Raw genomic sequence first — 25,256 nt, forward strand, 5'->3', positions numbered from 1 at the left:
CGGCCGAATATGTTGGTCAGGCAACCATTGCTGGAAATATACACGCAGTCGCGGGCATTTTTGAAGCTCGGCAAGCTTATTTTTACTGCTGCTGAAAGGGCTGCCGCGACTTCGACGACGGGTGCGAAGGCGCGGGCGGATGGTGCGGGGCAAGGATGCGCATGCTGGAGCCGGCGCTGCCCTGTTGCAGCAGGATCGGCACGAATTTGCCGGCCACCCGTCCCACTACCAGCGTTTCGATGTCGCCATTCTCTTGTTGGTTGACGAATACCGCGCCATTCGAGTAAATGCGGCCGATGCCCGCGCCGCATTGGGCGTTGGCGCTGTCCTTCAGTTCGCACCGGCTGATCCGGCCGTCCGGCAGAATTCTCGCTTCGTAGGCAGCGCCAGGGCGCCTGGCACTACCGCTCCTGCTTTCAAACACCCACCAGTTGCCGCTCAGGTCGGCGAGGTTGGTGGAAACTTCCTTGAACGCCACGATCAGTGCCGGCGCAGTATCGGCGGCATCCTCGGTGTCGGCTTCGATGCCGCCGAACAGCACGCCATCCCTGTTGACCGCCAGACGCGCCGCGGCTTCGCCCGATAACTGGTAGCTGCAGTCGTGCTGGTCCAACAAGAGTTTGCCATGGCGCAACATGCCTTGCCGTCCCGGAGTCTTGCTGGCGTCGATGCGTATTTCGTAGGTATGGCGGCTGGTATCCAGTTTCAGGGTAACTTCCTCGCCGGTAGTGGCGCCCCCCTTGAAGGCGATGGCGCGGCTTAGAATCGGCACTGGGCAGGCGCCTTCGGTGCGGAACTTGACCGCAGCCGGTGCTGGTGCCGCCGTGTGCCAGCCCAAGCCGGGCCAGCGCTGCCCGATCCCGCCGCCGCTATTGGCGCTGACGCTGGCAAGGACGGAAGCGAGTGCGACGATGATCAGGAATCGGCCTGTTTTCATGCTCGCTGCAAGGATGGGGAGACTCCGGCGGAGTTCCCCATCATGAAACAGGCTCGGTTCGTTTAGTTTGATGCCGCTCAAGCGGCCATGATCCCTGCCGACCGCGGGGGTTCTTGCGCCTGGAGGGCGCGCAAATCAGGGAGTGTCGGCCGCTTCCTGCAAGCGCCGACGCAGGTTGCACTCCGCTTGCCAGTGCTGTCTTTCTGCGCTGCTGCCGGCTTCATGGCGCAGTTCATCCGGCGTTTTTTCGACCTGGGCGGCGATCAGCCGATCTGCCACCCGCAAGTCGGGTGCCACGCAGCCGAAGAAGGCGACCAGATCCCCTTGCTGGATCAACAGCGTCGGGAAATTTTCAACGTCCAGATCGCCCACCAGATCGGCCTGGTCTTCGATGTCGATCCAGACGAAATGCTTGTCCGGGTGGCGCTGTGCCAGCGCCTCGAAGGTGGCCTGATAGGCGCGGCAACTGTCGCACCAGGCGGCGCACAGGCAGGCCACGAGCCAGCGCTCACCGGCCAGCATGGCGGCCAGTTGGGAGCGATTGTCGTTGTCGAGAATCAGGCTTGGCATGCGGCCATTTTACCGTGTTACCGGCGCTGTGTGCGGCCGGCCGGGCGCGGTAAAATACCGCCCATGTCTACCATTCTGGCGCTTGAAACTTCCACCGAGCTGGCCTCCGCCGCGCTCTTGCATGACGGCCGCAGCCTGGCCTTGGAATCGTCCGGCGTCGAGACCCATTCGGTATCGATCCTGCCGATGGTGCAACGCTTGCTGGCCGAGTCGGGCCTCAAGCTGGCACAGTGCGACGCGATCGCTTTTGGCGCCGGCCCCGGTTCGTTTACCGGCGTGCGCACTGCGTGCGGCATCGCCCAGGGACTGGCGTTCGGCGCCGGCTTGCCGGTGCTGCCGGTGGTCACGCTGGAAGCGATGGCCGAGGCCGGCCGCAACGCCGGTGCCGGCGATGATCTGCTGACGCTACTGGATGCGCGCATGGGCGAAGTGTATTGGGCGCAGTATCGCTACCGGGAGGGCTGGCAGGAGGTATTGGCGCCGGCCCTGTCGCTGCCGCGGCAGGTGGCGCCGCAGGGACGGGTAGCGGCTTGCGGCAACGGCCTGACCGCATTTGCCGATGAATTTTCCACTCACGGCTGGCTGGCGCTGCCGCAGATCGTGCCGCATGCGCGCGACATCGCGCGGCTGGCGCAACTGGCGCTGGCGCAGGGACGCGGACGGGAGCCGCAGCAGGCGCAGCCGCTGTACTTGCGCAATCGGGTGGCGCTGACCACATTGGAGCGCCAGGCGCAGGGGCGGGCATGAGCGCGCTGGCCCAACCGCCGCAGGAAACACCGGGTCTGCCGCTGCAGTTCGGCCCGATGCGCGTGGTCGACCTGGAAGCTGTGCTGCAAATCGAAAACGACGTCTACACCCATCCGTGGACGCGCGGTAATTTTCTGGACGCGCTGGCCAGCGGCTATCGCTGCCGCGTGGTGCGCGACCCACAGCAAAACCTGATCGGCTATTTCCTGTTGATGCTGGCGGTCGATGAGGCGCATTTGCTGAACATCAGCGTGCGCCGTGATTGGCAAGGGCGCGGCGTTGGCCGCCTGCTGCTGGACCAGGTAGTGGCAGTGGCGCGCGAGCAGGAGATGAACTCGATCCTGCTCGAAGTGCGGCCCTCCAACCCACGCGCGGCCGCGATCTATCGACGCTATGGTTTTGTCCAGATCGGTGTGCGCAAAAATTATTATCCGGCCGCCGGTGGCGGCCGCGAAGACGCGATCGTCATGAGGTTGATGTTATGACGGCACAGCGGCGCGCGCTGCTTTTGCAGGAAATCGGCATCGGACCGCAGTGGCAACTGCGCCGGCGCGCACCCGGCGCCGCGCCGCCGGAGGCGCTGTTCGAAGGCGACGCCGGTGAACCGCAAACTCCGGCGCCGGCTACTGGCGACTCGGCCGCGATTGCCGAGATGGATTGGGCGCAATTGCAGCAGGCAGTGGCCGCATGCCGCCGCTGCGGTTTGTGCGAAGGCCGAACGCACAGCGTGCTCGGCGCCGGCGACCGGAAAGCGAAATGGCTGTTTGTTGGCGAAGGTCCGGGGCGTAACGAGGATCTTCGCGGCGAGCCCTTTGTTGGGCCGGCCGGCAAGTTGCTAGACAACATGCTGGCGGCGATGGGGCTGGCGCGCGGCGACAATGCCTACATCGCCAACATCGTGAAATGCCGGCCTACCGATGCCAACGGTCGCGACCGGCCGCCCGAAGCGGCTGAAATCGGCGCCTGCATGCCGTACCTGCAACGGCAGATTGCGCTGATCCAGCCAGCCGTCATCGTCGCGCTCGGCAAGACCGCGGCGCTGTCGCTGCTGCAACTGGATCCGGCGACACCGGTATCGAGCTTGCGCGGCAAGGTGCATCGGCATGCCGGCCTGCCGCTGATCGTGACTTACCATCCGGCCTACCTGTTACGAAATCTGGCGGACAAGAGCAAGGCCTGGGCCGACCTGTGCCTGGCGCAAGACACCTATGCCAACGGCAGCCAACACTGATCCGAAGCCCGATTTTCAGGCGCAATTCCATTCCCGCTGGAGCCATCTGCATGATCGCCATGTGCGGGCCCTGGCCTGGCTGCTGTGCGCGCCGGATTTGCTGGATTGGCAGGCGCCGCAGTGGCAGGGCAAGATCGCGCGGCTGACTCCCGAACCGCAGATCGACGACTGGCTGAGCGCGCTGGACCGCGCGCCGCAGCCATTGCACGCATTTTTGGAGTTGCAGCCTCGCACACGCCTCGGCCGCTACGCGGAAAAGCTGATGGCGTTCTATTTTCAGCAGCGCGGTATCCTGGTCGCGCACAGCGTGCAGGTGCAGGACGAAAGACACGCGACCATCGGCGAGTTCGATTTCCTGCTGCGCCAGGGCACGGCCCTGCTGCACTGGGAATTCGCCACCAAGTTTTACCTGCTGCAAGTCGCCGGCGATCACGCCGGCGGCTATTTCATGGGTCCCAGCCTGGCCGACATGCTGAACATTAAGGTGCGCAAGATTCTGGAGCGGCAACTGGCGCTGGGACGGCATCCGGCGGCCCAGGCGCACTTGCCGCAAGCGCTGGCCGGGGCGCAGGCGCTGATCAAGGGCTGGCTGTTTTATCATGCCGGCGCGGTTCCGGAGCCGTCGTGCGCGGGATTGTCCGCGGCGCATTGCCGCGGCTTCTGGTGCGCGCTGGAAGAAACCGACGACTTGCCGCAAGGGCAATACGCCGTGCTACCGCGCCTCGACTGGCTGGCTCCCGCCAGCGTGCCGCTGGCGGAATGCATCGACCGCAACCAGCTGCAAGAGGCGCTGGCTGCGTATTACCGCGCCAACAGCACGCCTGTGCTAGTGGCGCGACTGGGCGTGCAAGGCGAGCTGGGGTTGGAAACGGAACGTGGGTTCGTGGCGCCCAACGACTGGCGGCAGCGCGCTTGCGACCGCATCGCCACGCTGGAACGCGGCGCCTGACTGCAGCGCCGGCTTACTTGTGCTCGCCGATTTGCGCCAGCGAATCGTGCTGGCGCTGATTGGCGGCGTGCCTGCGCATCACGGCGAACATGGTGCCGGAGACGAACAGGCCGAACAGGACGATCACCAGATTCACGTCCAGATTCAGCTTGATCATCACCGCATACAGCACCAGCATGGTCAGCACCGACATGTTTTCGTTGAAATTCTGAACCGCAATCGAATGGCCGGCACTCATCAGGACATGGCCGCGATGCTGCAGCAAGGCATTCATCGGCACCACGAAATAGCCGGACAGCATACCGATGACGATCAGCAGCAGGTAAGCCACCCAGGCGGTGTGCACCAGCGTCATCGCGGTCACCACCAGGCCCATCGCAATACCCAACGGCATCACCGACAGCGATCGCTTCAGCGGCACGAAGCGGGCCGCCGCCGCGGCCCCGAGCGCGACCCCGACCGCCACCACGCCTTGCAGGATCGCGGCGTGATCGAGTTGCATGCCAAGCGAATTCTCGGCCCATTTCAGGACGATGAACTGGAGGGTGGCGCCGGCGCCCCAGAACAGGGTGGTCACCGCCAGCGAGATTTGTCCCAGCTTGTCGTGCCACAGTTTGGTGTAGCAGCGCGCGAAGTCCGCCACCATGCGCAGCGGGTTGCGCTGCTGGCGGGCGTAGCGGGCGCCGGTATCGGGTATGCCGAGGTTGAAGGCGGCGGCGATCAGATAGGCGGTGGCAATGACCGAGAGGGCTGCTTCGGTCGGAGTGTCGATACCGGTATCGATCAGCGGAAAATCGAATTTCAGCAAGCCGGCGGCAATATGTTCGTTGACCAGCGCCCCGCCCATGACCGTGCCGAGAATGATGGAGGCGACCGTCAGGCCTTCGATCCAGCCATTGGCGGCGACCAGTTTTTCCGGCGGCAGCAGTTCGGTGAGGATGCCGTACTTGGCCGGCGAGTAGGCGGCGGCGCCGAAGCCGACCACCGCGTAGGCGATCAGCGGATGGACTTCGGCAAACATCAGGCCGCAGCCGAAAACCTTGATCAGGTTGGTGATGAACATCACCCGGCCCTTCGGCAGCGCATCCGCAAAGGCGCCGACGAAAGCCGCCAGCAAGACGTAGGACAGGACGAAAAACAGCTTCAGCAGCGGCGTCATCCACGCCGGCGAATCCATCTGGACCAGTAATGCGATGGCTGCGATCAGGAGCGCATTATCGGCAAGCGACGAAAAAAACTGCGCCGCCATAATGGTGTAAAAACCGCGATTCATCCGCATTGGTGAGGTAACGAAATGGCTCCGGCCTGCTTTATACCACGAAAATATCGGTGTGCCCCGACTCCAGAGTCGCCACATCCGGGTGCTCGGGTAAAATTGAAAACCCGTCAGGAATCCAATCTTCACGTTTGCCATTCGCCAGATGCCAAGACCGCTAGTCGCCACGATCGACCTCGCCGCGTTGCAACATAACTTGTCCGTCGCCCGACGCTGCGCGCCCACCTCAAAAGTATGGGCCGTGGTCAAGGCGAATGCCTACGGCCACGGCTTGGAGCGCGGCATGCGCGCTTTTGCCGAAGCGGACGGCCTGGCCCTGGTCGAGCCCGATGCCGCGGTGCGCCTGCGCGACATGGGCTGGCGCAAACCGCTCTTGCTGCTGGAAGGATTTTTCGAGCCGGCCGATCTGCCGGTGATGGCGGAATATCAGATCGCGGTCGCGGTCCATTGTCAGCAGCAAATCGACATGCTGGAGCAATGTGGTCTGAGCAAAGCGATCGATGTGCACCTGAAAATGAACAGCGGCATGAATCGGCTCGGCTTCGAGCCGCGCGACTATCGGGCCGCTTACGGCAGATTGCGCGCCACTGCCGCGGTACGCCGGATCACGCTGATGACGCATTTCGCCAATGCCGACTACGCCGACCAGCCGGCGCTGCCGCTGGCCGAGCAGGCACGCCGCTTCACGGAAGCCAGCGCGGGCCTGGACGCTGAGCGCAGCCTGTGCAATTCGGCGGCGACCCTGATGCACCCGCAACTGGCGTGCGACTGGGTGCGGCCCGGCATCATGCTGTACGGCGGCACGCCGGGCGGCAACAGCGCCGCCGGCTTTGGACTGCGTGCCGGCATGGCATTGCACGGCAAGATCATCGGCGTGCAGAAGATCGGGCCGGGCGCTGCGGTCGGCTACGGCAGCCGCTTTGTTGCCGCGCAAGCGATGACGGTCGGCGTGGTCGCCTGCGGTTACGCCGACGGCTACCCGCGCCATGCGCCGGACGGTACGCCGGTGCTGGTGGACGGTATTCGCACCAGGCTGGTCGGGCGGGTCTCGATGGATATGCTGATGGTGGACCTGACGCCGGTGCCGGGCGCCGGCTTCGGCAGCGCGGTCGAATTGTGGGGCGCGGCGCTGCCGATCGACGAAGTGGCCGAGGCCGCCGGCACCATCGGCTATGAACTGATGTGCGCGCTGGCGCCGCGCGTGCACGTGATCGAACGCTGAGGCCGGCATTGATTCGAGCATTCCCGCCGCAATTGGCTCCGGGGCTCTCGCCAATGCAATATACTCCAGGCATGCTGGGCTGATACCGGCCAAAACATGTTCGAAGTTTGAATATACCCTGCCATTTTTGGAAAATGGCGAGCTAGACTGGGGCGTAGCCCGTTGTTGGCGACGGCTTCACCTGACTTTTTCGACGCGATTCCCATTTCATGGCCAAACAAAAAACCAACTACACCTGCACTGAATGCGGTGGCGTCACGAGTAAATGGGCCGGCCAGTGCGCGGCCTGCGGCCAGTGGAACACCCTGATGGAAACCATCGTCGAAGCCGCCGGCAACCGCTTCTCGGCCTCGCACCAGGGCTTGGCGCAAAGCGCGCCGGTGATGACTCTGGCCGACATCGAAGCGATCGACGTGCCGCGTTTCGGCACCGGCATCGAGGAGTTCGACCGTGTGCTGGGCGGTGGATTGGTGGCGGGCGGCGTGGTGCTGATCGGCGGCGATCCGGGCATCGGCAAATCGACGCTGCTGCTGCAGGCGCTGGCCAATCTGTCGCGGCTGAAAAAAGTGCTGTACGTCAGCGGTGAGGAATCCGGCGCCCAGATCGCCTTGCGCGCCAAGCGGCTGGCGGTCGATGCGCGTGACCTGCATCTGCAGGCCGAGATCCAGCTGGAGAAGATTCTGGGTACGCTGGCCGAGCACAAGCCGGAAGTAGCCGTGATCGACTCGATCCAGACCGTGTATTCGGATGCCTTGAGTTCCGCGCCCGGCTCGGTAGCCCAGGTGCGCGAATGCGCGGCGCAACTGACGCGGGTGGCGAAGCAGTCCGGCATCACGATCATCATGGTCGGCCATGTGACGAAGGAGGGCGCCTTGGCCGGTCCGCGCGTGCTGGAGCACATCGTCGACACCGTGCTGTATTTCGAGGGCGACACGCATTCCAGCTTCCGTCTGGTGCGCGCCTTCAAGAACCGCTTCGGTGCGGTCAATGAGCTGGGCGTGTTCGCGATGACCGAGAAGGGCTTGAAAGGAGTGTCGAACCCGTCGGCGCTGTTTTTGTCGCAGCACGACGCCCAGGTGGCCGGTTCCTGCGTGATGGTGACGCAGGAAGGCACGCGCCCGCTCTTGGTCGAGATCCAGGCGCTGGTCGACATGTCGCATCTGCCGAACGCGCGTCGGCTGACGGTGGGGCTGGAGCAAAACCGGCTGGCGATGCTGCTGGCGGTCCTGCACCGGCATGCGGGCATCGCCGCCTTCGATCAGGACGTGTTCATCAACGCGGTCGGCGGCGTCAAGATCACCGAGCCGGCGGCCGACCTGGCGGTGCTGCTGGCGATTCATTCGTCGATGCGCAACAAGCCGCTGGCGCGCGGGCTGGTGGTGTTCGGCGAAGTCGGTCTGGCCGGCGAAATCCGCCCGGCGCCGCGCGGCCAGGAACGCTTGCGGGAAGCGGCCAAGCTCGGCTTTTCGATTGCGATGATTCCGAAGGCGAACGCGCCGAAACAGAAGATCGAGGGTTTGACGGTGATCGCCGTCGAGCGCATCGACGAGGCGCTGGAGAAAATACGTGACGCATCGGTGTAAGCCATCGCCGGCAGGAGCGGCAGCGCCTGCGCTTGCGGGATCCGGCTGCGCTCCTCAGAGCAGGCCGGCCGCGGCCAGGCCGCTGCGCACCGCGCCTTCGATCGTGGCCGGGTATTCGCCGGCGGTGTAGTCGCCAGCCAGCAGCAGGCCGGGCGCAGTGGTCTGGTTGGCCGGCCGGGCCAGCGCCGGGCGGCAGGAAAAACCGGCGCGTTTTTCGGTGATCACGCGGCTCCACAGCGGCGTGCCCAATCCCGGCAGATGCAATGCCATCGCCAGTTGCCGCGCGCAGGCGGCGGCCAGCGCCTCATGGCCCTGGGCAATCGCCTGGCCGGCGGTGCTGATCACGACTGCCAGCAGGCCGGCCTGGCGTGGATCGAGCTGGCCGCGATCGAAGACAAATTGTCCGAAACGGCCGGCGGCCGCGTCCTCTTCCAGCGCGAAGAATGGCTGCGCCAGGCCGATCGTCGGCGCATATTGCAAATAACAGGTGGCGATCGGTTCGTACTCGAGCGCGCTGATGCGCTCGACCTCGACCAGCCCGCTCAGCAATCCGGCGGCCGACGAGGGGCCGGTGGCCACGACCACGGCATCGAAACGATCCGCCGCCTCTGCCGTCTGCAGCAGCCACTGTTCGCCGGCGCGCGAAATCGTTTTGACTGCGCTGCCGAGCCGCACTTGGCCGCCGTGCCGGGCGACGAACGCGAGTGCCGGTTGCGGCAGCAGGGCGGACAGATCGACGCGCGGAATCAGCATGTCGGAGGCGGCGCGGCGGCTGCCGAAGCTATCCCGCAGTACGGTCAGGAAAACCTGGGCCGAGGCGGATACGATCGGCGTGTTGAGTGCGGCCAGGCACAGCGGTTGCCACAGCAGCCGGATCAGGCGCTCGGTCTGGTCGAAGCGCAGCAGCAGTTCGTCCACGTTGCAGTCGTCATTCAGGCGCCAGTCCATCCAGCGCGCACTGGTGGAAAAGCGCGCCAGCGCCAGCTTGTCCTGCCGAGTCAGGCCGCGGCTGCGCCACAGCGCCACCAACAGGTGCAAGGGCGCCGGCAGGCGGGCGGCGACGAATTCCATGCCGTCGCCGCCCGCCGGATAGCGCATTTGCAGCGGTAACCGCAGCAGGTTCTGGCGCGGATCGACGCCGACGGTGCGCATCAGGCGCAAGGTTTCGCGATAGGCGCCGAGCAGGATGTGTTGGCCGTTATCCAGTGTGGAGCCGTCGCTCTCGACGGCGCGCGCGCGTCCACCCGGGATGCGCGCAGCTTCGAATACCGTGACGTCGAAACCGCGCTGCACCAGCGCCACCGCCGCCGCGCAACCGGCCCAGCCGGCGCCGATCACCGCCAGCCGCTGCGCATCGCTCATGCGGATGGCCGGCAGCTAGCCGCGCACATAGGTTTTCCACGCCAGCCAGAACTTGCGGATCGGCGTCAGGGCGATGCGTTGCTTGAGGACGTGGAAGCCGTCGCGCTCGATTTCCTTGAGCAATGTGCGATAGATCGCCGCCATGATCAAGCCCGGCCGCTGGGCGCGCCGATCTGCGGCGGGCAGCAGCGCGAACGCCTCCTGGTAAACCGCGTTCGCACGCTCCAGTTGGAAGCGCATCAGCTTTTCGAAATTCTCGCTGTGGCGGGCATTCAGGATGTCGGCGGCCGGCACGTTGAAGCGTTGCAGTTCATCCAGCGGCAAATAGATGCGGCCCTTGCGGGCGTCTTCGCCGACGTCGCGAATGATGTTGGTGAGCTGGAATGCCAGTCCGAGTTTTTCCGCGTATTGCAGGGTTTCCGGCCGCGTGCTGCCGAAGATGCTGGCCGACAGGATGCCGACCACGCCGGCCACGTGCCAGCAGTAATGCTCGAGGCGCGCAAAATTGGCGTACCGGGCCTGCTCCAGATCCAGCTCCATGCCACCGACGATCGCCTGCAGGTGCGCGCCGTCCAGTTGGTAGGTGGCCAGGTGCGGCTGCAGCGCGCGCATGACCGGATGGGTTGGTTTGCCGCTCAGCATGGCATTCACCTCGCCGCGCCACCAGCTCAGCTTGGCGCTGGCGACCACCGCATCGGTGCATTCGTCAACGGCATCGTCGACCTCGCGGCAGAACGCATACAGCGCTGTGATCGCGCGGCGACGTTCCGGCGACAGGAACAGGAAGCTGTAGTAGAAGCTGGAACCGCTCTGCGCGGCTTTTTGTTGGCAGTATTCGTCGGGGGACATGAAATTGAGGACAAGAGGCGATTCGAATCGGCGGGCAGCCGCTATCCTAGCCGAGCGCGGACGATGCGACAAACTGGCACGGGCAAGGCTGTCGGCAAATTTTCTATGATTTTTGAGTAAGGCGGAGTATATGCTTAAATCCTGTCAATGTCGCCATACTTACTTGCACATTCAAAAATACACTATGCAGTATATTAATTGACGGGGATCTTGGACAGTGTCAGGCGCGCATCTTGAGCGCCGACCACAGCATGTGCATGCCGTCGCTCGCGCCGAGCTGCGGGCGTTGCCCGAATATGTCGTAATTGACGCTTTCGATTCGCGCCAGTATTCGCAGGCCGCCCTGGATCACCAGCCGCAATTCCCATCCAATCCGGCCCGGCAAGCGGCATGCCAACGGTGCGCCGGACAGCATCAGGCTGCGCGCCCGGTTGATTTCAAAATCCATCAGCGCGCGCCAGCCGGCATCGAGCTTGGCGGCGGCAATCTGTTCGGAATCGACACCAAAGCGCGCCAGGTCTTCCTGCGGCAGATAAATCCGGTCTTTTTGCCAGTCAAGCGCGATATCTTGCCAGAAATTGATCAGTTGCAAGGCGGTGCAAATCGCATCCGCATCCCGCAAGTTACGCGAATTCACGGCGCCATACAGATGCAGCATCAGATGGCCAACCGGATTGGCGGAGCGGCGACAATAATCGAGCAGGGTATCGAAACTGGCGTAACGCGAGGTCACCACATCCTGTCGAAATGCCGACAGCAAATTGTGCAGCGGTTGCAGTGGCAGATCGAATTCCTGCACCACGCTCGCCAGCGGCGCGAACAGCGGGTCGCTAACAGTTTGCTGGTGTTCGATCTGTCGCAGCGCTGCCTCGTATTCATCCAGTGCCGCCAGGCGGGCCGCGGGCGGCGCGTCGCCTTCGTCGGCCAAGTCGTCGGCGCTGCGGGCAAACGCATAAATGGCACGCACGGCTGGCCGCAAACGCGCCGGCAGCAACCATGACGCAACCGGGAAATTTTCGTAATGATCGATTGACATGCGCGTAGGTGATTCGGGTCGGCGGCTAAATTGGCAATGGTAAAGGAGAAAACACGGACATGATTCTTCGCTTGAAGTAAAATCACGGGTTGAATAAAAAACGCTGCCGGCTCGGGCGGCGCGGGCGGATCGGCGTTATTCGGTCGACGCCGGCGGTCCGCTTGTGCCGAATAGGCATCCCGCGAGGATGGCGAAATTGGTAGACGCACCAGGTTTAGGTCCTGACGCCAGAAATGGTGTGGGGGTTCGAGTCCCCCTCCTCGCACCACAGAATTTTTTACTATTTGGACGATTCACATGGCAACTGCAGTCGAAACCTTGGATAAACTTGAACGCCGCATCACCATCACGCTTCCGCTGGCCGAGGTGCAATCGGAAGTTGAGAAAAGACTGAAAATCCGTGCCCGCACCGCCAAGGCGCCCGGTTTCCGTCCGGGCAAGGTGCCGATGAAGATGGTTGCCGCGCAATTCGGCTATCAAGTCGAAAGCGAAGTGTTGAACGACCAGGTCGGGCGCGCGTTTGCCCAAGCGACCAGCGAAAACAACTTGCGCGTGGCCGGCTTTCCGAATATCGAACCGAAAACCGGTGAGGCGGTGCCGGAAGGATCGGTCGTATTCGACGCCACCTTCGAGGTGTATCCGGAAGTCAAGATTGGCGATCTGGCGGCTACCGAAGTGGAAAAAACCACGGCCGTAGTAAGTGAGGCCGAGATCGACAAAACCATCGAAATCCTGCGCAAGCAACGAGTTCATTACCACGTCAAGGGGCAGCAGGATGCGCATGGCGACGGCGGCGCCGACCTGAGCGCGCAAAACGGCGATCGCGCCACGGTCGATTTCACCGGCACCATCGATGGCGTCGAATTCCAGGGCGGCAAGGCCACCGACTACGCTTTTGTGTTGGGTGAAGGCCGCATGCTGCCCGAGTTCGAGGCGGCTACGATCGGCCTCAAGGTTGGCGAATCGAAAGTGTTCCCGTTGGCATTCCCGGCCGATTATCACGGCAAGGACGTGGCCGGCAAAACCGCGGAGTTTACGATCACGCTGAAGCAGCTCGAGTGGGCGCACCTGCCGGAAGTCGACGCCGAATTCGCCAAATCGCTCGGCGTGGAAAGCGGCGACCTGGCCAAGATGCGGGAAGACATCAAGCAGAACCTGGAACGCGAAGTCAAGGCGCGCGTCAAAGCCAAGGATAAAGAAAGCGTGATGGAGGCGCTGATCAAGGCCTGTGAACTGGAAGTGCCGAAAGCACTGGTCGAGCAGGATGTCCAGCGCCTGTCCGAAATGACGCGCCAGGATATGCAGCAACGCGGTATGAACGTCAAGGACATGGCGCTGCCGGCGGAATTGTTCACGACTCAGGCTGAGCGGCGCGTGCGGCTGGGCTTGATTCTGGCGGAAGTCGTCAAGGCCAATAGCCTGCAGGCGACCCCGGAACAAGTCAAGGCTCAAGTCGAGGATTTTGCGCAAAGCTATGAAGACCCGCAGCAGGTCTTGAAGTACTATTTCAGCGATCGCCAGCGTCTAGCCGAAGTGGAAGCCCTTGTTTTGGAAGAAAACGTCGTCAATTACGTCATGAGCAAAGCCAAGGTCGCCGAAAAGGCGGTGGCATTTGATGAATTGATGGGCAACCAGGCGCAGTCGTAACGCAGTTGTAGTTTCGGACTTACGGGCGCGATTTTTCCAGGGAAAACGAATGACAAACTTTACACGCCACTCCGCACTGGATACCGAGATGCTGGGTATGGTGCCGATGGTCATCGAACAAAGCGGGCGTGGCGAACGGGCCTATGATATTTATTCCCGGTTGTTGAAAGAGCGTGTCGTTTTCCTGGTCGGCCCGGTCAACGACCAGACCGCCAACCTGATCGTCGCGCAGCTGCTGTTCCTGGAAAGCGAGAACCCGGACAAGGATATCTCGCTCTACATCAATTCACCTGGCGGCTCGGTCTCGGCCGGCATGGCGATTTACGACACGATGCAGTTCATCAAGCCGGACGTATCCACCCTGTGTACCGGCCTGGCCGCCTCGATGGGCGCGTTTCTGCTGGCCGCCGGCGCCAAGGGCAAGCGCTTCTCGCTGCCCAACTCGCGCATCATGATCCATCAGCCGCTGGGCGGTGCCCAAGGCCAGGCGTCGGACATCGAAATCCAGGCGCGCGAAATCCTCTATCTGCGCGAGCGGCTGAATACCATCCTGGCGGAAAAAACCGGTCAATCGGTCGAGCAGATCGGCAAGGACACCGATCGGGATAATTTCATGTCGGCGGATGCGGCAGCCGAATATGGCTTGATTGACAAAGTCTTGACCAATCGCGCCTGAACCCGGGGCTCATGCGGAACGCCCGGACGTGATCACGTTCGGGCGTTTTTTTATTCAGAAGCAACTTCGGCAAGCGAATTTTCTTGCGTGTGCCGTGACGAATCCGGAATTCGCGGGTAAGATCAAACCGAACTTCATCCATACCAAGTCCTATGCCTGACAAAAAATCTTCCAGCGGCGAAAAACTGCTTTATTGCTCGTTTTGCGGCAAGAGCCAGCACGAAGTGAAAAAGCTGATTGCCGGCCCTTCCGTATTCATTTGCGACGAGTGCATCGACCTGTGCAACGACATCATTCGCGATGAAGCGTCCGGCGTGGACTCGATGGCCAATCCCAAAGCGGACCTGCCGACTCCACACGAAATTACCGAATTGCTGGATCAGTACGTGATCGGGCAAACCAATGCCAAGCGGATACTCTCGGTCGCCGTCTACAACCATTACAAGCGCCTCAAGCATCTAGGCGGCAAGGATGACGTCGAACTGGCAAAAAGCAACATCCTGCTGGTCGGCCCGACCGGCTCCGGCAAGACCTTGCTGGCGCAAACGCTGGCGCGCATGCTGAATGTGCCATTCGTGATTGCCGATGCGACCACGCTGACCGAGGCGGGATACGTCGGCGAGGACGTGGAAAACATCATCCAGAAGCTCTTGCAAAACTGCAATTATGAAGTCGAGAAAGCGCAGAAGGGAATTGTGTATATCGACGAAATCGACAAGATTTCGCGCAAATCGGATAACCCGTCGATCACCCGCGATGTATCAGGCGAGGGTGTACAGCAAGCATTGCTGAAACTGATCGAGGGCACGATGGCGTCGGTGCCGCCGCAGGGCGGGCGCAAGCACCCGAACCAGGATTTTGTGCAGATCGACACCACCAACATCATGTTCATTTGCGGCGGTGCATTCGACGGCTTGGCCAAGATCATTTCGAACCGTTCGGAAAAAAGCGGCATCGGATTTTCGGCCAGCGTCAAGAGCCGCAAGGAAAGAGCGGCGAGCGAATTGCTGGTGGAAACCGAACCGGAAGATCTGATCAAATTCGGGCTGATCCCGGAACTGGTTGGCCGTTTGCCGGTGGTGGCAACCCTGTCCGAATTGGATGAACCGGCGTTGATTCAGATCCTGCTGGAGCCGAAAAACGCGCTGATCAAGCAGTATGCAAAGTTGTTGCAAATGGAAGGCGCCGAGCTCGAAGTGCGCCCGGCTGCTCTGCATGCGATCGCGCGCAAGGCGATTGCACGCAAGACCGGTGCGCGTGGCCTGCGCTCGATCCTCGAACACGCTTTGCTGGATGTCATGTATGAATTGCCGGACCAGCAGAACGTGGCCAAGGTCGTGATCGACGAAAACACGATTACACACGGCGCCAAACCGCTGCTGATCTATCATGATCAACCCAAGGTCTCCGGCGCCAAGTGAGTTGAAGCACGGTAAAGGCAAGTTCGGCACGGAGCATGATATGGTTTTAACCGCAGCGCGATTTTCCCTGTCGGGAAACGACGCGGCTCCATTGCCGGGACTTTCAGGCGCCGCACATAGTCGCTCTTTTTATTGCTATTTCCTCTGCAGGACGTGATTTTGTCGATACTCGGCCTTGTGTTTCGGCCGCTCGCGCCAACATCAATAGCAGGTTTTCTTGATAAGGCTCGCCATGACAACGACACAACTTACTGAACACATGCAACTGCCGTTATTGCCATTACGCGACGTGGTTGTATTTCCGCATATGGTGATTCCGCTATTTGTCGGCCGCCCGAAATCGATCAAGGCGCTGGAAGCTGCGATGGAGCAGGGCAAGAGCATCATGCTGGCCGCACAGAAGGCTGCCGCCAAGGATGAACCTGCAGCCGAAGATATTTACGAGATCGGCTGCGTCGCCAATATTCTGCAAATGCTGAAGCTGCCCGACGGCACGGTGAAGGTGCTGGTCGAGGGGGCGCAGCGTGCGCGCATCCAGCATATCAGCGAGCTTGAGACCCATTTTGTCGCCGACGTGACGCCGGTCGAATCGGAGCCCGGCGACGAATCCGAAGTCGAGGCGATGCGGCGCGCGATCGTTCAGCAGTTCGATCAATACGTCAAGCTGAACAAGAAAATTCCGCCGGAAATCCTGACGTCGTTGGCCGGCATCGACGATGCCGGACGCCTGGCCGATACCATCGCCGCCCATCTGCCGTTGAAGCTGGAACAGAAGCAGGTGATTCTGGAGATTTTCGACGTCGCCAAGCGATATGAGCATTTGCTCGGCCAACTGGAAGGCGAGCTGGACATCCTTCAGGTCGAGAAGCGCATCCGCGGGCGGGTCAAGCGTCAGATGGAAAAATCGCAGCGCGAATACTATCTGAACGAGCAGGTGAAGGCGATCCAGAAAGAGCTGGGAGAGGGCGAGGAAGGTGCCGACCTCGAGGAGCTGGAGAAAAAAATCATTGCGGCGCGCATGCCGAAAGAGGCGCGCGATAAGGCGCTCAATGAGTTGAAAAAGCTGAAGATGATGTCGCCGATGTCGGCCGAGGCGACCGTCGTGCGCAACTATATCGACACGCTGGTGGGGTTGCCGTGGAAGAAAAAATCCAAGGTCAACAACGATCTGGCGAACGCCGAGAAGGTATTGGAAGGCGATCACTATGGACTGGAGAAGGTCAAGGAACGCATCCTTGAATATCTCGCGGTACAGCAGCGCGTCGACAAGCTGAAGGCGCCGATTCTGTGCTTCGTCGGCCCGCCCGGCGTAGGCAAGACGTCGCTCGGCCAATCGATCGCCCGCGCCACCAACCGCAAATACGTGCGCATGGCATTGGGCGGGGTGCGCGACGAGGCGGAAATTCGCGGTCATCGCCGTACCTATATCGGTTCGATGCCGGGCAAGATCCTGCAGAGCCTGGCCAAAGCCGGTGTGCGCAATCCGCTGTTCCTGCTGGACGAGATCGACAAGCTCGGCATGGATTTTCGTGGCGACCCGTCGTCCGCCTTGCTGGAAGTGCTGGACCCGGAACAAAACCATACTTTCTCCGACCATTACATCGAGGTTGATTTCGACCTGTCCGACGTGATGTTTGTGGCCACATCGAATTCGTTCAACATTCCGCCAGCCTTGCTGGATCGGATGGAAGTGATCCGCCTGGCGGGCTATACCGAAGACGAAAAAACCAGCATCGCGCAGCGCTATTTGCTGCCCAAGCAGATTCGGAACAACGGCTTGAAAGAAAACGAGATCAGCGTGGCCGAACCGGCCCTGCGCGACATCATTCGCTACTACACGCGCGAAGCCGGAGTGCGATCGCTGGAACGGGAAATTTCCAAGATTTGCCGCAAGGTGGTCAAGATGCTGCTGCTGCAAAAGCAGAGCAAGAAAATCGCGGTCACCTCAAAAAATCTCGACAAGTTCCTGGGCGTGCGGCGCTTCGATTTCGGTGTCGCTGAAAAAGACAACCAGGTCGGCCAAGTCACGGGGCTGGCATGGACAGAAGTCGGCGGCGAGCTGCTGACGATCGAAGCGATGACGATGCCCGGCAAAGGCGCCATCATCCGCACCGGGACGCTGGGCGACGTGATGAAGGAATCGATCGAAGCGGCGCGTACCGTGGTGCGCAGCCGTGCGAAGAGGCTCGGCATCAAGAACGAGGTGTTCGAAAAAAGCGATATCCATATCCACGTACCGGAAGGTGCTACGCCAAAGGATGGACCGTCGGCCGGGATTGCCATGACGACCGCGCTGGTGTCGACGCTGACCGGCATTCCGGTGCGCGCCGATGTCGCCATGACCGGAGAAATCACCTTGCGTGGCGAGGTTCTGCCGATTGGCGGGCTGAAGGAAAAACTGCTGGCCGCGCATCGGGGTGGCATCAAGACCGTGCTGATCCCGGAGCAAAACGTGAAGGACCTGGCCGAGATACCGGACAACGTCAAGAACCGGCTTGAAATTGTTCCGGTGCGCTGGATCGACAAGGTGCTGGAAATTGCGCTGGAGAGTGCACCGGTGGCGCTAACCGAGGAGGAGGCGCCGGTTGCTGCCGCGGGCGTTGCGGCGGCTGCGCAAACCGACTCCGGAGTCGTTACGCACTAGTGTTTTTCGCGGTTGGAAAAAGCGCTCGTAAGAGCGCTTTTTTTTATCCTGCAGCTGTCGTGAAACGCATCGGTATGCCGCGGAAAGCCTTGTTGAAATTGAGCTTCGAGCCGCAAAGCGCTTGACACAAGGCGTTGCGGCTTGTTTAATACGGGCTGCAGATTTTTTCTGCATGCGCGATAGGTGTCCGGCAAGGATAATGCGAAGAACAGTATTGCGGAATTCAACCTTTCTGAGGGGGATGTAGTGAACAAAACCGAATTGATTGATCATATGGCGAGGTCGGCCGACATTTCCAAAGCAGCCGCGACTCGCGCACTGGAGTCGATGATCGCAGTGGTAAAAACCACGTTGAAAAAAAATGGGAGCGTCACGTTGGTTGGTTTCGGCACGTTCTCGGTTGGCAAGCGCGCCGCGCGCACTGGCCGCAATCCGCGTACCGGCGAAGCGATCAAGATCAAGGCAGCCAAAGTTCCTAAATTTAAACCTGGCAAAGCTTTGAAAGATGCGGTAAACTAGTGTTTTTTTGGCGTAGGGAAAAATGAATACGCCAGAATGTTTGGCTGACTAAGTGATTGAGCAGGGTGCTTAGCTCAGTTGGTAGAGCGGCGCCCTTACAAGGCGTAGGTCGGGAGTTCGAGCCTCTCAGCACCCACCACAGTCAGACATGCAGAAGATTCAGGAGTGGTAGTTCAGTTGGTTAGAATACCGGCCTGTCACGCCGGGGGTCGCGGGTTCGAGTCCCGTCCACTCCGCCAACAACCAAAAAAGGCGAACGCAAGTTCGCCTTTTTTCATATCTGGTTACTGTTCGTAATTCGTCTCGGATTGGCCGATCATGTTTGAGTTCATACGCACCCATCAACGCTTGATGCAGTTTGTCTTGCTGCTGTTTATTTTCCCGTCGTTTGCGTTTTTCGGATTGGAGAGCTACAGCCGTTTCCGGGGCGGTGAAAATGACGTGGCCAAGGTCGCGGGCCAGTCCATCACTCAGCAGGACTGGGATGCGGCGCAGCGTGAGCAGATGGATCGATTCCGCCAGATGTATGGGGCGCGCTTCGACGCGACGATGTTCGATACGCCGGCGGTAAAACAGGAAATCCTCGAAAACCTGATCGCGCAAAGGGCGCTATCTGCCGAAGCCACGCGCATGCACCTGACGGTTCCAGACAGGGTATTGCAGCAATCGATTCTGGAGATGCCGGGGCTGACCGGCGCCGATGGCAAATTTGATGGCGCCCGCTATAAGGAGCTGCTGGCCGCCCAGGGCATGACACCGGCGTTGTATGAAGCGCGCCTGCGTCACGATTTGGCTTTGCAGCAGTTGAACAGTGCGATTCAAGGCACGGCATTTGCGCCCAAGGCGCTGGCTGCGCGGCTGTCGGACCTGAATGACCAGGAGCGGGTGGTACAGGAGCTGCTAGTCAAGGCCTCGGATTTTGTACCGCAGGTCAAGGTTACCGATGAAATGCTGAAGGCTTATTACGAAAAAAACAGCCAGCAGTTCATGGTTCCCGAACAGGTCAAAATTGAATATGTCATGCTCGATAACAAGGCACTGGAAGCGCAGACCCCGGTCAGCGACGATGACATCAAGTCTTACTACGAACAGAACACGCAGCATTACACGGCCGAGGAGCAGCGCCGTGCCAGCCATATCCTGATTGCCGTCAAGCAAGGAGCATCGGAAGCAGACAAGGCTACCGCCAAGGCGAAGGCGGAAGCCTTGCTGGCTCAGGTTCGCAAAGACCCGGGCTCGTTTGCCAGGGTGGCGAAGGAAAATTCCCAGGATCCGGGGTCGGCCGCGATGGGTGGCGATCTTGGATTTTTTGGAAGACAGGCAATGGTCAAGCCGTTCGAGGATGCCGTGCTCAAACTGAAGCAAGGCGAGATCAGCGATCTGGTGCAGACGGACTTCGGCTATCACATCATCGAACTGACCGGTATCAAGCCGGCCGCAGTCAAGCCGCTGGCCGAAGTGAAGGGGGAGATCGCCACCGAAATCAAGAAACAGTTGATCGAGAAAAAATTCTCGGAACTGGCCGACCTTTTCAACAATACCGTATATGAGCAGGCCGACAGCCTGCAACCGGTGGCGGACAAGCTGAAATTGCAGGTGCAGACGGCGGCGAACATCACGCGCACTCCAAATCCGGCATTGGCCAATGCGCCGTATAACAACCCGAAATTCTTGAAGGCATTGTTTACCGACGACGTCATCCGGGACAAGCACAATACCGAAGTGGTTGAAGTCGCACCCCAGACCTTGATCGCCGGCCATGTGGTCGAGCACAAGGCAGCCTTCAAGCGACCGCTGGACGAAGTGAAGCCCGTCGTGCGTGAGCGCGTCATGCAGGCGGAAGCGGCGCGGCTGGCGCAGGAAAATGGCGCCGGCAAATTGGCGGCGCTGAAGGCGCAGGACAGCACAGCCGGCTTCGCGGCCGAGAAAACGGTTTCGCGCAGCAAGAACGAAGGGCTGGATCTGAGTGCGTTGATGGCGGTCATGAAAGCGGACGCAAGAAAATTGCCGGCGTTTGCCGGGGTGGAGTTGCCGAATGGTGATTACGCGGTTTTCCGTATCAACAAAGTGCTGCAGCCCGCCAATCCGGACGCAGCCCGACGCCAGGCCGAACAGCAGCAAGTGGCCAACCTGCTGGCGCAACAGGAAATGCTCGCCTATATCAATCTTCTGAAGAGCCGGGCCAAGGTGGAGATCATCAAGCCGAAGGCTGGCGGTTCCGCAACCGATGGCGAAGCATCGGCAGCGCAGGATTAAGGTTTCGCAACCGACGCATAAAAAAAACCGCTCATCGAGCGGTTTTTTTTCGGCTACCGTCGGCGATCATTGTTCGGCGAGACATAAACGGCGGGCGGTCGCGGCGAAAGCGGATTCCGAAATGTCTTCCAGGATGATGGTCGGCGCCTGGACGATCTGCTGGAAATTGCGCTGAATGGAACGCAAATAAGCCGGATCATAATGGTTACCCAGCAGGTCTTCCACCAGCGGCTCCAGCTCGCCGCTGGCCGCCTGAGCTTGCCATCCGGCGATTTTCTCGCGGCCATATAGGCTGGTCAGGCAATCGAGTTGGGCGTTCAGGCGGCTCGGGTCGAGCGTGAAGTGAGCGTAATCCTGCATCAGCAACTGCACGCGCAAGGTTTGCGGCAGTTCGAGCGCAATGCAGGGTGCGGCGCGCATGCACTCCATCAGCATGTCCGGCACTCGCACATCGCCGACCTTCTTGCTCTCCGACTCGACAAACACGACCCGTGCCGGGTCGAACTGGCGCAACGCTTGCCAGATGCGGCTCTCGAATGTCTTTTGAGTCGGCTGCGGTTCGTCCGGCAGCCGGCCCAGCACCGAGCCGCGATGCGCCGCCATCTGTTCCAGATCCAGCACCTGGGCGTCGGCCGCCGCCAGCGCCTGCAGCAGGCGGCTCTTGCCGCTGCCGGTCGGGCCGCAGACGACGCGGAAATTGAAGCGCGCCGGCAGTTCCGCCAACGCCGCGTTGACATGCCGCCGGTAAGCCTTGTAGCCGCCGTCCAGTTGCACCGCCTGCCAGCCGATCCTGGCCAGGATGTGCGCCATTGCGCCACTGCGGTTGCCGCCGCGCCAGCAATAGACCAGCGGCTTCCAGTCGCGGCCATGCGCCATGAATTGGGTGTCGATATGGTGCGCGATGTTGCGCGCGACGATGGCGGCGCCGACCTTTTTCGCTTCGAACGGATTGACCTGCTTGTACAGCGTGCCGACCCGTTTGCGCCCGTCGTCGTCCAGCACTGGGCAGTTGATCGCGCCGGGCAGATGGTCTTCGGCGAATTCGGATGGACTGCGGGTATCGATGATGCTGTCGAAACGATCGAGTTGCGGCAGGATTTCAGAAAAGCTCAGCAGGGCGGGAAATTTCATTGATTCACTTCAGGAAAAGCGGTTTCAGGTACGGCCAGACATTCTCCAGCAACGCTGGCTGCGCTTGCGCGGTCGGATGCAGGCGATCGGCCTGGAACATGGCCGGCTGATCGGCAATCCCCTGCAGGAAAAACGGCACCAGCGCGGAGCGGGTTTCCTTGGCCAGGCGGGGATACAGCGTGGCGAAGCCGTCGGCGTAAGCGCGGCCGTAATTGGGTGGAATCTGCATACCAACCAATAGCGTTCTGGCCCCGGCTTTCTGCGCCAGCGAGATCAGCGCGCGCAAATTGGCTTCCGTCGCATCCAGCGCCAGGCCGCGCAGGGCATCATTGGCGCCGAGTTCGATCAGGACGATTTGCGGATGATGCTGCGCCAGCAGCGCCGGCAGGCGAGTGCGGCCGCCACTCGTGGTCTCGCCGCTGATGCTGGCGTTGACCACGCTGGCATTGATATTCTCCGCCTTCAGGCGTTGCTCCAGCAGCCTTACCCAGCCCGAAGCGCGCGCCAGGCCGTATTCGGCCGACAGGCTGTCACCCAGCACAAGCACGGTTTTTGATGCAGAATGGGCGTTCGCCGAAAACAGGGCCAGCAGGAGCAGCAGCACGCCCGGCCACGCGTTTGCCAATCCAACCCATTTCACCTGACGATGCTGCATGCCTGAATTCTCCACGCCTGAACTTTCATCACAAACTGCTGCTATCGAAGTACGCCATCTCACCAAGCGCGTCGCCGATGCCAGCGGCACGCTGACCATCCTGCAGGACATCGATTTTACCGTGCCGACTGGTGCCACGCTGGCAATTGTCGGCGCCTCCGGTTCGGGCAAATCGACCTTGCTCGGGCTGCTGGCCGGCCTCGATACGCCGTCGGAGGGCACCGTCAAAATCGGCGGTATCGATATCTTTGCATTGGACGAGGATGGCCGCGCCGAGTTGCGCAAGCAGCGGCTTGGATTCGTGTTCCAGTCGTTCCAGCTGCTGGCGCATCTGACGGCACTGGAAAACGTGATGCTGCCGCTGGAATTGCGCGGCGAACGCGCGGCGCAGGCCAAGGCCACCGGGATGCTGGAGCGGGTCGGCCTCGCCAGCCGCCTCAGGCATTATCCGAAGTACCTGTCGGGCGGCGAACAGCAGCGGGTGGCGCTGGCGCGCGCCTTCGTCACCGAACCGCCGCTGTTGCTAGCGGACGAACCGACCGGCAGCCTGGACGCCGCATCCGGAGAAACGGTGATGCAACTGATGTTTGACCTGAACCAGGAACGCGGCTCGACCCTGGTGCTGGTCACGCATGAAGCGGAGATTGCGGCACGCTGTCAGCGGACAATTACGCTGGCGGCTGGCCGGCTACTTTGATTCTCCTCGCCGGAATTTCATACTGCCTGGAGCATTTTTTAGCTGGTAAATAGATAAGGCGGAAAATGGCTTATTTTTAGCCATACTCCTTGTATTTTTACTTTTCGCTCACTTCGCGCAGTTCCTGATCGCCTGATTCAGGCTGGCGCGGATTGCCGGTATCAGTTCGCTCGCGGTCAGGCCGACTGGCCCCACGCCTTGCGCGACCAACTGGTCGGCGGCGGTTCCATGCAGCCATACCGCGGCCCACGCGGCCGGAGCCGGCGGCCAGCCCTGGGCCAGCAAGGCACCACAGACGCCGGACAGCACGTCCCCGGTGCCGGCGCTGGCCAGCGCCGGATTACCGGTCGGGTTGATGGTGGCCATGCCGCCGCTTTCCGCGATGACGCTGCCGGAGCCTTTCAGCACCACCGTGGCGTTGAATTGGCGTGCCAGCGCGCGCGCCGCGCCGAGCCGGTCGGCCTGCACTGCGCCGGCGGTTACGCCCAATAGGCGGGCCGCTTCCAGCGGATGCGGGGTCAGCAGCGCGTTGGCGCGGCGCTGCCGCAATTTTTGCTGCAAGCCGGGCTCGGCCGCGATCAGGTTCAGCGCGTCGGCGTCGATCACCAGCGGCGTATTCGCTCCCAGCGCGCGCGCCAGCACATCGTGCGCCAGGCGCGAGTCGCCAAGACCGGGGCCGATCGCCAGCGTCAGGGCGGAAAAATCCAGATCCTGAGCGCGCCGGCACATCAGCTCGGGATGGACATCATCGAATGCGGCCGCCTGCTCCAGGAAACCGATGAATACGCGGCCGGCACCGCAGTGCAGGGCGGCGCGCGCGGCGAGCAGCGGAGCCCCGCACATGCCGTGCGCGCCGCCAACCACCGCAAGGTCGCCGTAGTTGCCCTTGTGCGAATTCTGCCGTCGCGGGCGCAGCCAGTTGGCAAACAATTCCGGCGCATTCAGGCGCGCCTGCGCCACCGGGAACAGAGCGCGCTCGACGCCCAGGTCGGCCACCTGAACCAGTCCGACATAGTCGCGGCCATCGGCGGTATGCAGTCCCGGCTTGTCGCCAATGAAGGTGAGCGTATGCGTGGCCCGGACCGCCAGGCCGCCGCCATCCTTGCCGACCACGTTGCCGGTATCGGCATTCAATCCACTTGGCACATCCAGCGCCAGCACCGGGCAGGAGAGGGTATTCACGTAGTTCACCGCCGCGCCCGGCGCGCCGGCCAGCGGACGGACCAAGCCGATACCGAACAGGCCGTCGATCACCAGCGCCCAATCGCTGGCCGCCAGCGCCGGCAACTCCGATGGCTCGATGAAACGAACGCCGCTGTCTTCTGCATGCGCCAGCGCCAGCGCGCAATCGGCGGAAGGCGCCTGCGCTCCGGCGTAGCGCAGCACATGCGGCTCCAGCCCGGCTCGCGCCAGGCGGGCAGCGGCTTCCAGCGCGTCGCCGCCGTTATTACCGGGGCCGGCCAGGAGCAGGATTCTGGAATTGCCGGCGGCATCCGCGAGCAGCGTGCGGGCCAGCGCAGCCGCCGCCTGGCCGGCCCGCTGCATCAAGGTGCCGGGCGGCAAACCAGCAAGCGCGGCTTGCTCGACGGTGCGGATTTCGGAGACGGAATAGAGTGCGCTCATGGTGTGGGGCGGGTAGAGGCAAGGCGCGCCGCTGGAAGGATCGGGCAGCAGCAGTTTAGCGTAGCGCCAATCGCGCTTTTACTCAATCGGCAATTGCACCGGCGAATCGTGCCGCGCGCATTCGAAAGGGCCAGTGGATGCGAGCTTTGCTGCTCAGGCAAACTCGGCAATTTGAGCGCGCGCATGGCATCAGCATGGCCAGCGCCGGCGCGGCCTTGGCCGGCG

Annotated in this window: 22 protein-coding genes and 3 tRNA genes; 16 read left to right on the forward strand and 9 right to left on the reverse strand. The window is 61.7% G+C overall.

The annotated features are described in order from the left end of the window. Positions 1 to 82 precede the first annotated feature (82 nt). Both ACK2VC_RS00610 and ACK2VC_RS00615 read right to left on the reverse strand, forming a co-directional pair. Positions 83 to 937: a hypothetical protein gene (locus tag ACK2VC_RS00610; RefSeq protein ID WP_486731671.1), complete on the reverse strand. Its 855-nt coding sequence runs from the start codon at positions 935 to 937 to the stop codon at positions 83 to 85. Between the two features lie 135 nt (positions 938 to 1,072). Further along, positions 1,073 to 1,507 (reverse strand): thioredoxin family protein, encoded by a 435-nt coding sequence (locus tag ACK2VC_RS00615; RefSeq protein ID WP_486731672.1) that lies wholly within the window; start codon positions 1,505 to 1,507, stop codon positions 1,073 to 1,075. Positions 1,508 to 1,570: 63 nt separating this feature from the next. Here ACK2VC_RS00615 and tsaB point away from each other — a divergent pair, with 63 nt between their 5' ends. Genes tsaB through ACK2VC_RS00635 form a run of 4 tightly spaced genes read left to right on the forward strand, consistent with a single transcriptional unit; the run spans position 1,571 to position 4,434 of the window. Continuing rightward, on the forward strand, positions 1,571 to 2,254 hold the full coding sequence (gene tsaB, locus ACK2VC_RS00620) for a tRNA (adenosine(37)-N6)-threonylcarbamoyltransferase complex dimerization subunit type 1 TsaB (protein ID WP_486731673.1): 684 nt from the start codon (positions 1,571 to 1,573) through the stop codon (positions 2,252 to 2,254). Further along, entirely contained in the window at positions 2,251 to 2,739 is a 489-nt protein-coding gene (gene rimI, locus ACK2VC_RS00625; RefSeq protein ID WP_486731674.1) for a ribosomal protein S18-alanine N-acetyltransferase, read from the forward strand. Before tsaB ends, rimI begins: the two co-directional genes overlap by 4 nt. Further along, entirely contained in the window at positions 2,736 to 3,485 is a 750-nt protein-coding gene (locus ACK2VC_RS00630) for a uracil-DNA glycosylase (protein ID WP_486731675.1), read from the forward strand. The genes rimI and ACK2VC_RS00630 overlap by 4 nt, the downstream gene beginning before the upstream one ends. Continuing rightward, positions 3,463 to 4,434, forward strand: coding sequence for a DUF1853 family protein (locus ACK2VC_RS00635; protein WP_486731676.1), 972 nt, complete (start codon positions 3,463 to 3,465; stop codon positions 4,432 to 4,434). Before ACK2VC_RS00630 ends, ACK2VC_RS00635 begins: the two co-directional genes overlap by 23 nt. Before the next feature lie 13 nt (positions 4,435 to 4,447). Here ACK2VC_RS00635 and lplT read toward each other — a convergent pair whose 3' ends face one another. Then, a complete protein-coding gene (lplT, locus tag ACK2VC_RS00640; protein ID WP_486731677.1) occupies positions 4,448 to 5,707 on the reverse strand; it encodes a lysophospholipid transporter LplT in 1,260 nt (419 codons plus the stop codon). Between the two features lie 148 nt (positions 5,708 to 5,855). Here lplT and alr point away from each other — a divergent pair, with 148 nt between their 5' ends. Continuing rightward, positions 5,856 to 6,932 carry an alanine racemase gene (gene alr, locus ACK2VC_RS00645; protein ID WP_486731678.1) on the forward strand — a complete coding sequence of 359 codons (1,077 nt, stop codon included), beginning with the start codon at positions 5,856 to 5,858 and terminating at the stop codon, positions 6,930 to 6,932. Between the two features lie 209 nt (positions 6,933 to 7,141). Next, positions 7,142 to 8,515, forward strand: a complete 1,374-nt coding sequence (gene radA / locus ACK2VC_RS00650) for a DNA repair protein RadA (RefSeq protein ID WP_486731679.1) — start codon at positions 7,142 to 7,144, stop codon at positions 8,513 to 8,515. 54 nt (positions 8,516 to 8,569) lie between these two features. Here the strand turns inward: radA and hpnE are convergent, their stop codons facing one another. The 3 genes from hpnE to hpnC all read right to left on the reverse strand — a co-directional run bounded on the left by hpnE (position 8,570) and on the right by hpnC (position 11,762). Beyond that, positions 8,570 to 9,877 carry a hydroxysqualene dehydroxylase HpnE gene (gene hpnE / locus ACK2VC_RS00655; RefSeq protein ID WP_486731680.1) on the reverse strand — a complete coding sequence of 436 codons (1,308 nt, stop codon included), beginning with the start codon at positions 9,875 to 9,877 and terminating at the stop codon, positions 8,570 to 8,572. A gap of 15 nt (positions 9,878 to 9,892) precedes the next feature. Further along, on the reverse strand, positions 9,893 to 10,726 hold the full coding sequence (hpnD, locus tag ACK2VC_RS00660) for a presqualene diphosphate synthase HpnD (protein WP_486731681.1): 834 nt from the start codon (positions 10,724 to 10,726) through the stop codon (positions 9,893 to 9,895). A gap of 220 nt (positions 10,727 to 10,946) precedes the next feature. Then, positions 10,947 to 11,762, reverse strand: a complete 816-nt coding sequence (hpnC, locus tag ACK2VC_RS00665) for a squalene synthase HpnC (RefSeq protein WP_486731682.1) — start codon at positions 11,760 to 11,762, stop codon at positions 10,947 to 10,949. 181 nt (positions 11,763 to 11,943) lie between these two features. Between hpnC and ACK2VC_RS00670 the strand changes: the two genes are divergently transcribed. From ACK2VC_RS00670 to ACK2VC_RS00710, 9 genes are all read left to right on the forward strand, one after another. Beyond that, positions 11,944 to 12,030: transfer RNA gene (locus ACK2VC_RS00670), tRNA-Leu, on the forward strand. Positions 12,031 to 12,059: 29 nt separating this feature from the next. Further along, positions 12,060 to 13,409 (forward strand): trigger factor, encoded by a 1,350-nt coding sequence (tig, locus tag ACK2VC_RS00675; protein ID WP_486731683.1) that lies wholly within the window; start codon positions 12,060 to 12,062, stop codon positions 13,407 to 13,409. Between the two features lie 49 nt (positions 13,410 to 13,458). Further along, positions 13,459 to 14,085, forward strand: a complete 627-nt coding sequence (gene clpP, locus ACK2VC_RS00680) for an ATP-dependent Clp endopeptidase proteolytic subunit ClpP (RefSeq protein ID WP_486731684.1) — start codon at positions 13,459 to 13,461, stop codon at positions 14,083 to 14,085. A gap of 152 nt (positions 14,086 to 14,237) precedes the next feature. Continuing rightward, positions 14,238 to 15,506 carry an ATP-dependent Clp protease ATP-binding subunit ClpX gene (clpX, locus tag ACK2VC_RS00685; RefSeq protein WP_486731685.1) on the forward strand — a complete coding sequence of 423 codons (1,269 nt, stop codon included), beginning with the start codon at positions 14,238 to 14,240 and terminating at the stop codon, positions 15,504 to 15,506. Positions 15,507 to 15,738: 232 nt separating this feature from the next. Further along, positions 15,739 to 18,150, forward strand: coding sequence for an endopeptidase La (gene lon / locus ACK2VC_RS00690; protein ID WP_486731686.1), 2,412 nt, complete (start codon positions 15,739 to 15,741; stop codon positions 18,148 to 18,150). Between the two features lie 246 nt (positions 18,151 to 18,396). Beyond that, positions 18,397 to 18,669, forward strand: coding sequence for an HU family DNA-binding protein (locus ACK2VC_RS00695; RefSeq protein WP_486733279.1), 273 nt, complete (start codon positions 18,397 to 18,399; stop codon positions 18,667 to 18,669). A 63-nt stretch (positions 18,670 to 18,732) separates the two neighbouring features. Further along, positions 18,733 to 18,808, forward strand: a tRNA-Val gene (locus ACK2VC_RS00700). 23 nt (positions 18,809 to 18,831) lie between these two features. Beyond that, a tRNA-Asp gene (locus ACK2VC_RS00705) sits at positions 18,832 to 18,908 on the forward strand. A gap of 79 nt (positions 18,909 to 18,987) precedes the next feature. Beyond that, positions 18,988 to 20,925, forward strand: a complete 1,938-nt coding sequence (locus tag ACK2VC_RS00710; protein ID WP_486731687.1) for a SurA N-terminal domain-containing protein — start codon at positions 18,988 to 18,990, stop codon at positions 20,923 to 20,925. A gap of 66 nt (positions 20,926 to 20,991) precedes the next feature. Here ACK2VC_RS00710 and mnmH read toward each other — a convergent pair whose 3' ends face one another. Both mnmH and ACK2VC_RS00720 read right to left on the reverse strand, forming a co-directional pair. Then, positions 20,992 to 22,056 (reverse strand): tRNA 2-selenouridine(34) synthase MnmH, encoded by a 1,065-nt coding sequence (gene mnmH, locus ACK2VC_RS00715; RefSeq protein ID WP_486731688.1) that lies wholly within the window; start codon positions 22,054 to 22,056, stop codon positions 20,992 to 20,994. 4 nt (positions 22,057 to 22,060) lie between these two features. After that, complete coding sequence (locus ACK2VC_RS00720) at positions 22,061 to 22,711, reverse strand: arylesterase (RefSeq protein ID WP_486731689.1); 651 nt, start codon at positions 22,709 to 22,711, stop codon at positions 22,061 to 22,063. Here ACK2VC_RS00720 and ACK2VC_RS00725 point away from each other — a divergent pair. Then, the gene (locus tag ACK2VC_RS00725; RefSeq protein ID WP_486731690.1) at positions 22,710 to 23,408 is read left to right on the forward strand and encodes an ABC transporter ATP-binding protein; all 699 of its coding nucleotides are present in this window, start codon (positions 22,710 to 22,712) and stop codon (positions 23,406 to 23,408) included. The genes ACK2VC_RS00720 and ACK2VC_RS00725 overlap by 2 nt on opposite strands. 108 nt (positions 23,409 to 23,516) lie before the next feature. On the opposite strand, the gene ACK2VC_RS00730 is transcribed toward ACK2VC_RS00725, so the two are convergent. Beyond that, positions 23,517 to 25,031: an NAD(P)H-hydrate dehydratase gene (locus ACK2VC_RS00730; RefSeq protein ID WP_486731691.1), complete on the reverse strand. Its 1,515-nt coding sequence runs from the start codon at positions 25,029 to 25,031 to the stop codon at positions 23,517 to 23,519. Between the last annotated feature and the right edge of the window lie 225 nt (positions 25,032 to 25,256).

The sequence above is a fragment of the Herbaspirillum sp. WTB6 genome, assembly GCF_057457785.1.

What these genes read in the sequence shown, in the direction of transcription:
- lplT (WP_486731677.1), bottom strand. Translation starts at nt 5,707, where the DNA reads ATGAATCGCGGTTTTTACACCATTATGGCGGCGCAGTTTTTTTCGTCG.
- ACK2VC_RS00610 (WP_486731671.1), bottom strand. Translation starts at nt 937, where the DNA reads ATGAAAACAGGCCGATTCCTGATCATCGTCGCACTCGCTTCCGTCCTT.
- ACK2VC_RS00615 (WP_486731672.1), bottom strand. Translation starts at nt 1,507, where the DNA reads ATGCCAAGCCTGATTCTCGACAACGACAATCGCTCCCAACTGGCCGCC.
- mnmH (WP_486731688.1), bottom strand. Translation starts at nt 22,056, where the DNA reads ATGAAATTTCCCGCCCTGCTGAGCTTTTCTGAAATCCTGCCGCAACTC.
- hpnC (WP_486731682.1), bottom strand. Translation starts at nt 11,762, where the DNA reads ATGTCAATCGATCATTACGAAAATTTCCCGGTTGCGTCATGGTTGCTG.
- clpP (WP_486731684.1), top strand. Translation starts at nt 13,459, where the DNA reads ATGACAAACTTTACACGCCACTCCGCACTGGATACCGAGATGCTGGGT.
- hpnE (WP_486731680.1), bottom strand. Translation starts at nt 9,877, where the DNA reads ATGAGCGATGCGCAGCGGCTGGCGGTGATCGGCGCCGGCTGGGCCGGT.
- lon (WP_486731686.1), top strand. Translation starts at nt 15,739, where the DNA reads ATGACAACGACACAACTTACTGAACACATGCAACTGCCGTTATTGCCA.
- ACK2VC_RS00635 (WP_486731676.1), top strand. Translation starts at nt 3,463, where the DNA reads ATGCCAACGGCAGCCAACACTGATCCGAAGCCCGATTTTCAGGCGCAA.
- ACK2VC_RS00710 (WP_486731687.1), top strand. Translation starts at nt 18,988, where the DNA reads ATGTTTGAGTTCATACGCACCCATCAACGCTTGATGCAGTTTGTCTTG.
- ACK2VC_RS00720 (WP_486731689.1), bottom strand. Translation starts at nt 22,711, where the DNA reads ATGCAGCATCGTCAGGTGAAATGGGTTGGATTGGCAAACGCGTGGCCG.
- rimI (WP_486731674.1), top strand. Translation starts at nt 2,251, where the DNA reads ATGAGCGCGCTGGCCCAACCGCCGCAGGAAACACCGGGTCTGCCGCTG.
- ACK2VC_RS00725 (WP_486731690.1), top strand. Translation starts at nt 22,710, where the DNA reads ATGCCTGAATTCTCCACGCCTGAACTTTCATCACAAACTGCTGCTATC.
- alr (WP_486731678.1), top strand. Translation starts at nt 5,856, where the DNA reads ATGCCAAGACCGCTAGTCGCCACGATCGACCTCGCCGCGTTGCAACAT.
- tig (WP_486731683.1), top strand. Translation starts at nt 12,060, where the DNA reads ATGGCAACTGCAGTCGAAACCTTGGATAAACTTGAACGCCGCATCACC.
- ACK2VC_RS00730 (WP_486731691.1), bottom strand. Translation starts at nt 25,031, where the DNA reads ATGAGCGCACTCTATTCCGTCTCCGAAATCCGCACCGTCGAGCAAGCC.
- radA (WP_486731679.1), top strand. Translation starts at nt 7,142, where the DNA reads ATGGCCAAACAAAAAACCAACTACACCTGCACTGAATGCGGTGGCGTC.
- ACK2VC_RS00630 (WP_486731675.1), top strand. Translation starts at nt 2,736, where the DNA reads ATGACGGCACAGCGGCGCGCGCTGCTTTTGCAGGAAATCGGCATCGGA.
- hpnD (WP_486731681.1), bottom strand. Translation starts at nt 10,726, where the DNA reads ATGTCCCCCGACGAATACTGCCAACAAAAAGCCGCGCAGAGCGGTTCC.
- clpX (WP_486731685.1), top strand. Translation starts at nt 14,238, where the DNA reads ATGCCTGACAAAAAATCTTCCAGCGGCGAAAAACTGCTTTATTGCTCG.
- tsaB (WP_486731673.1), top strand. Translation starts at nt 1,571, where the DNA reads ATGTCTACCATTCTGGCGCTTGAAACTTCCACCGAGCTGGCCTCCGCC.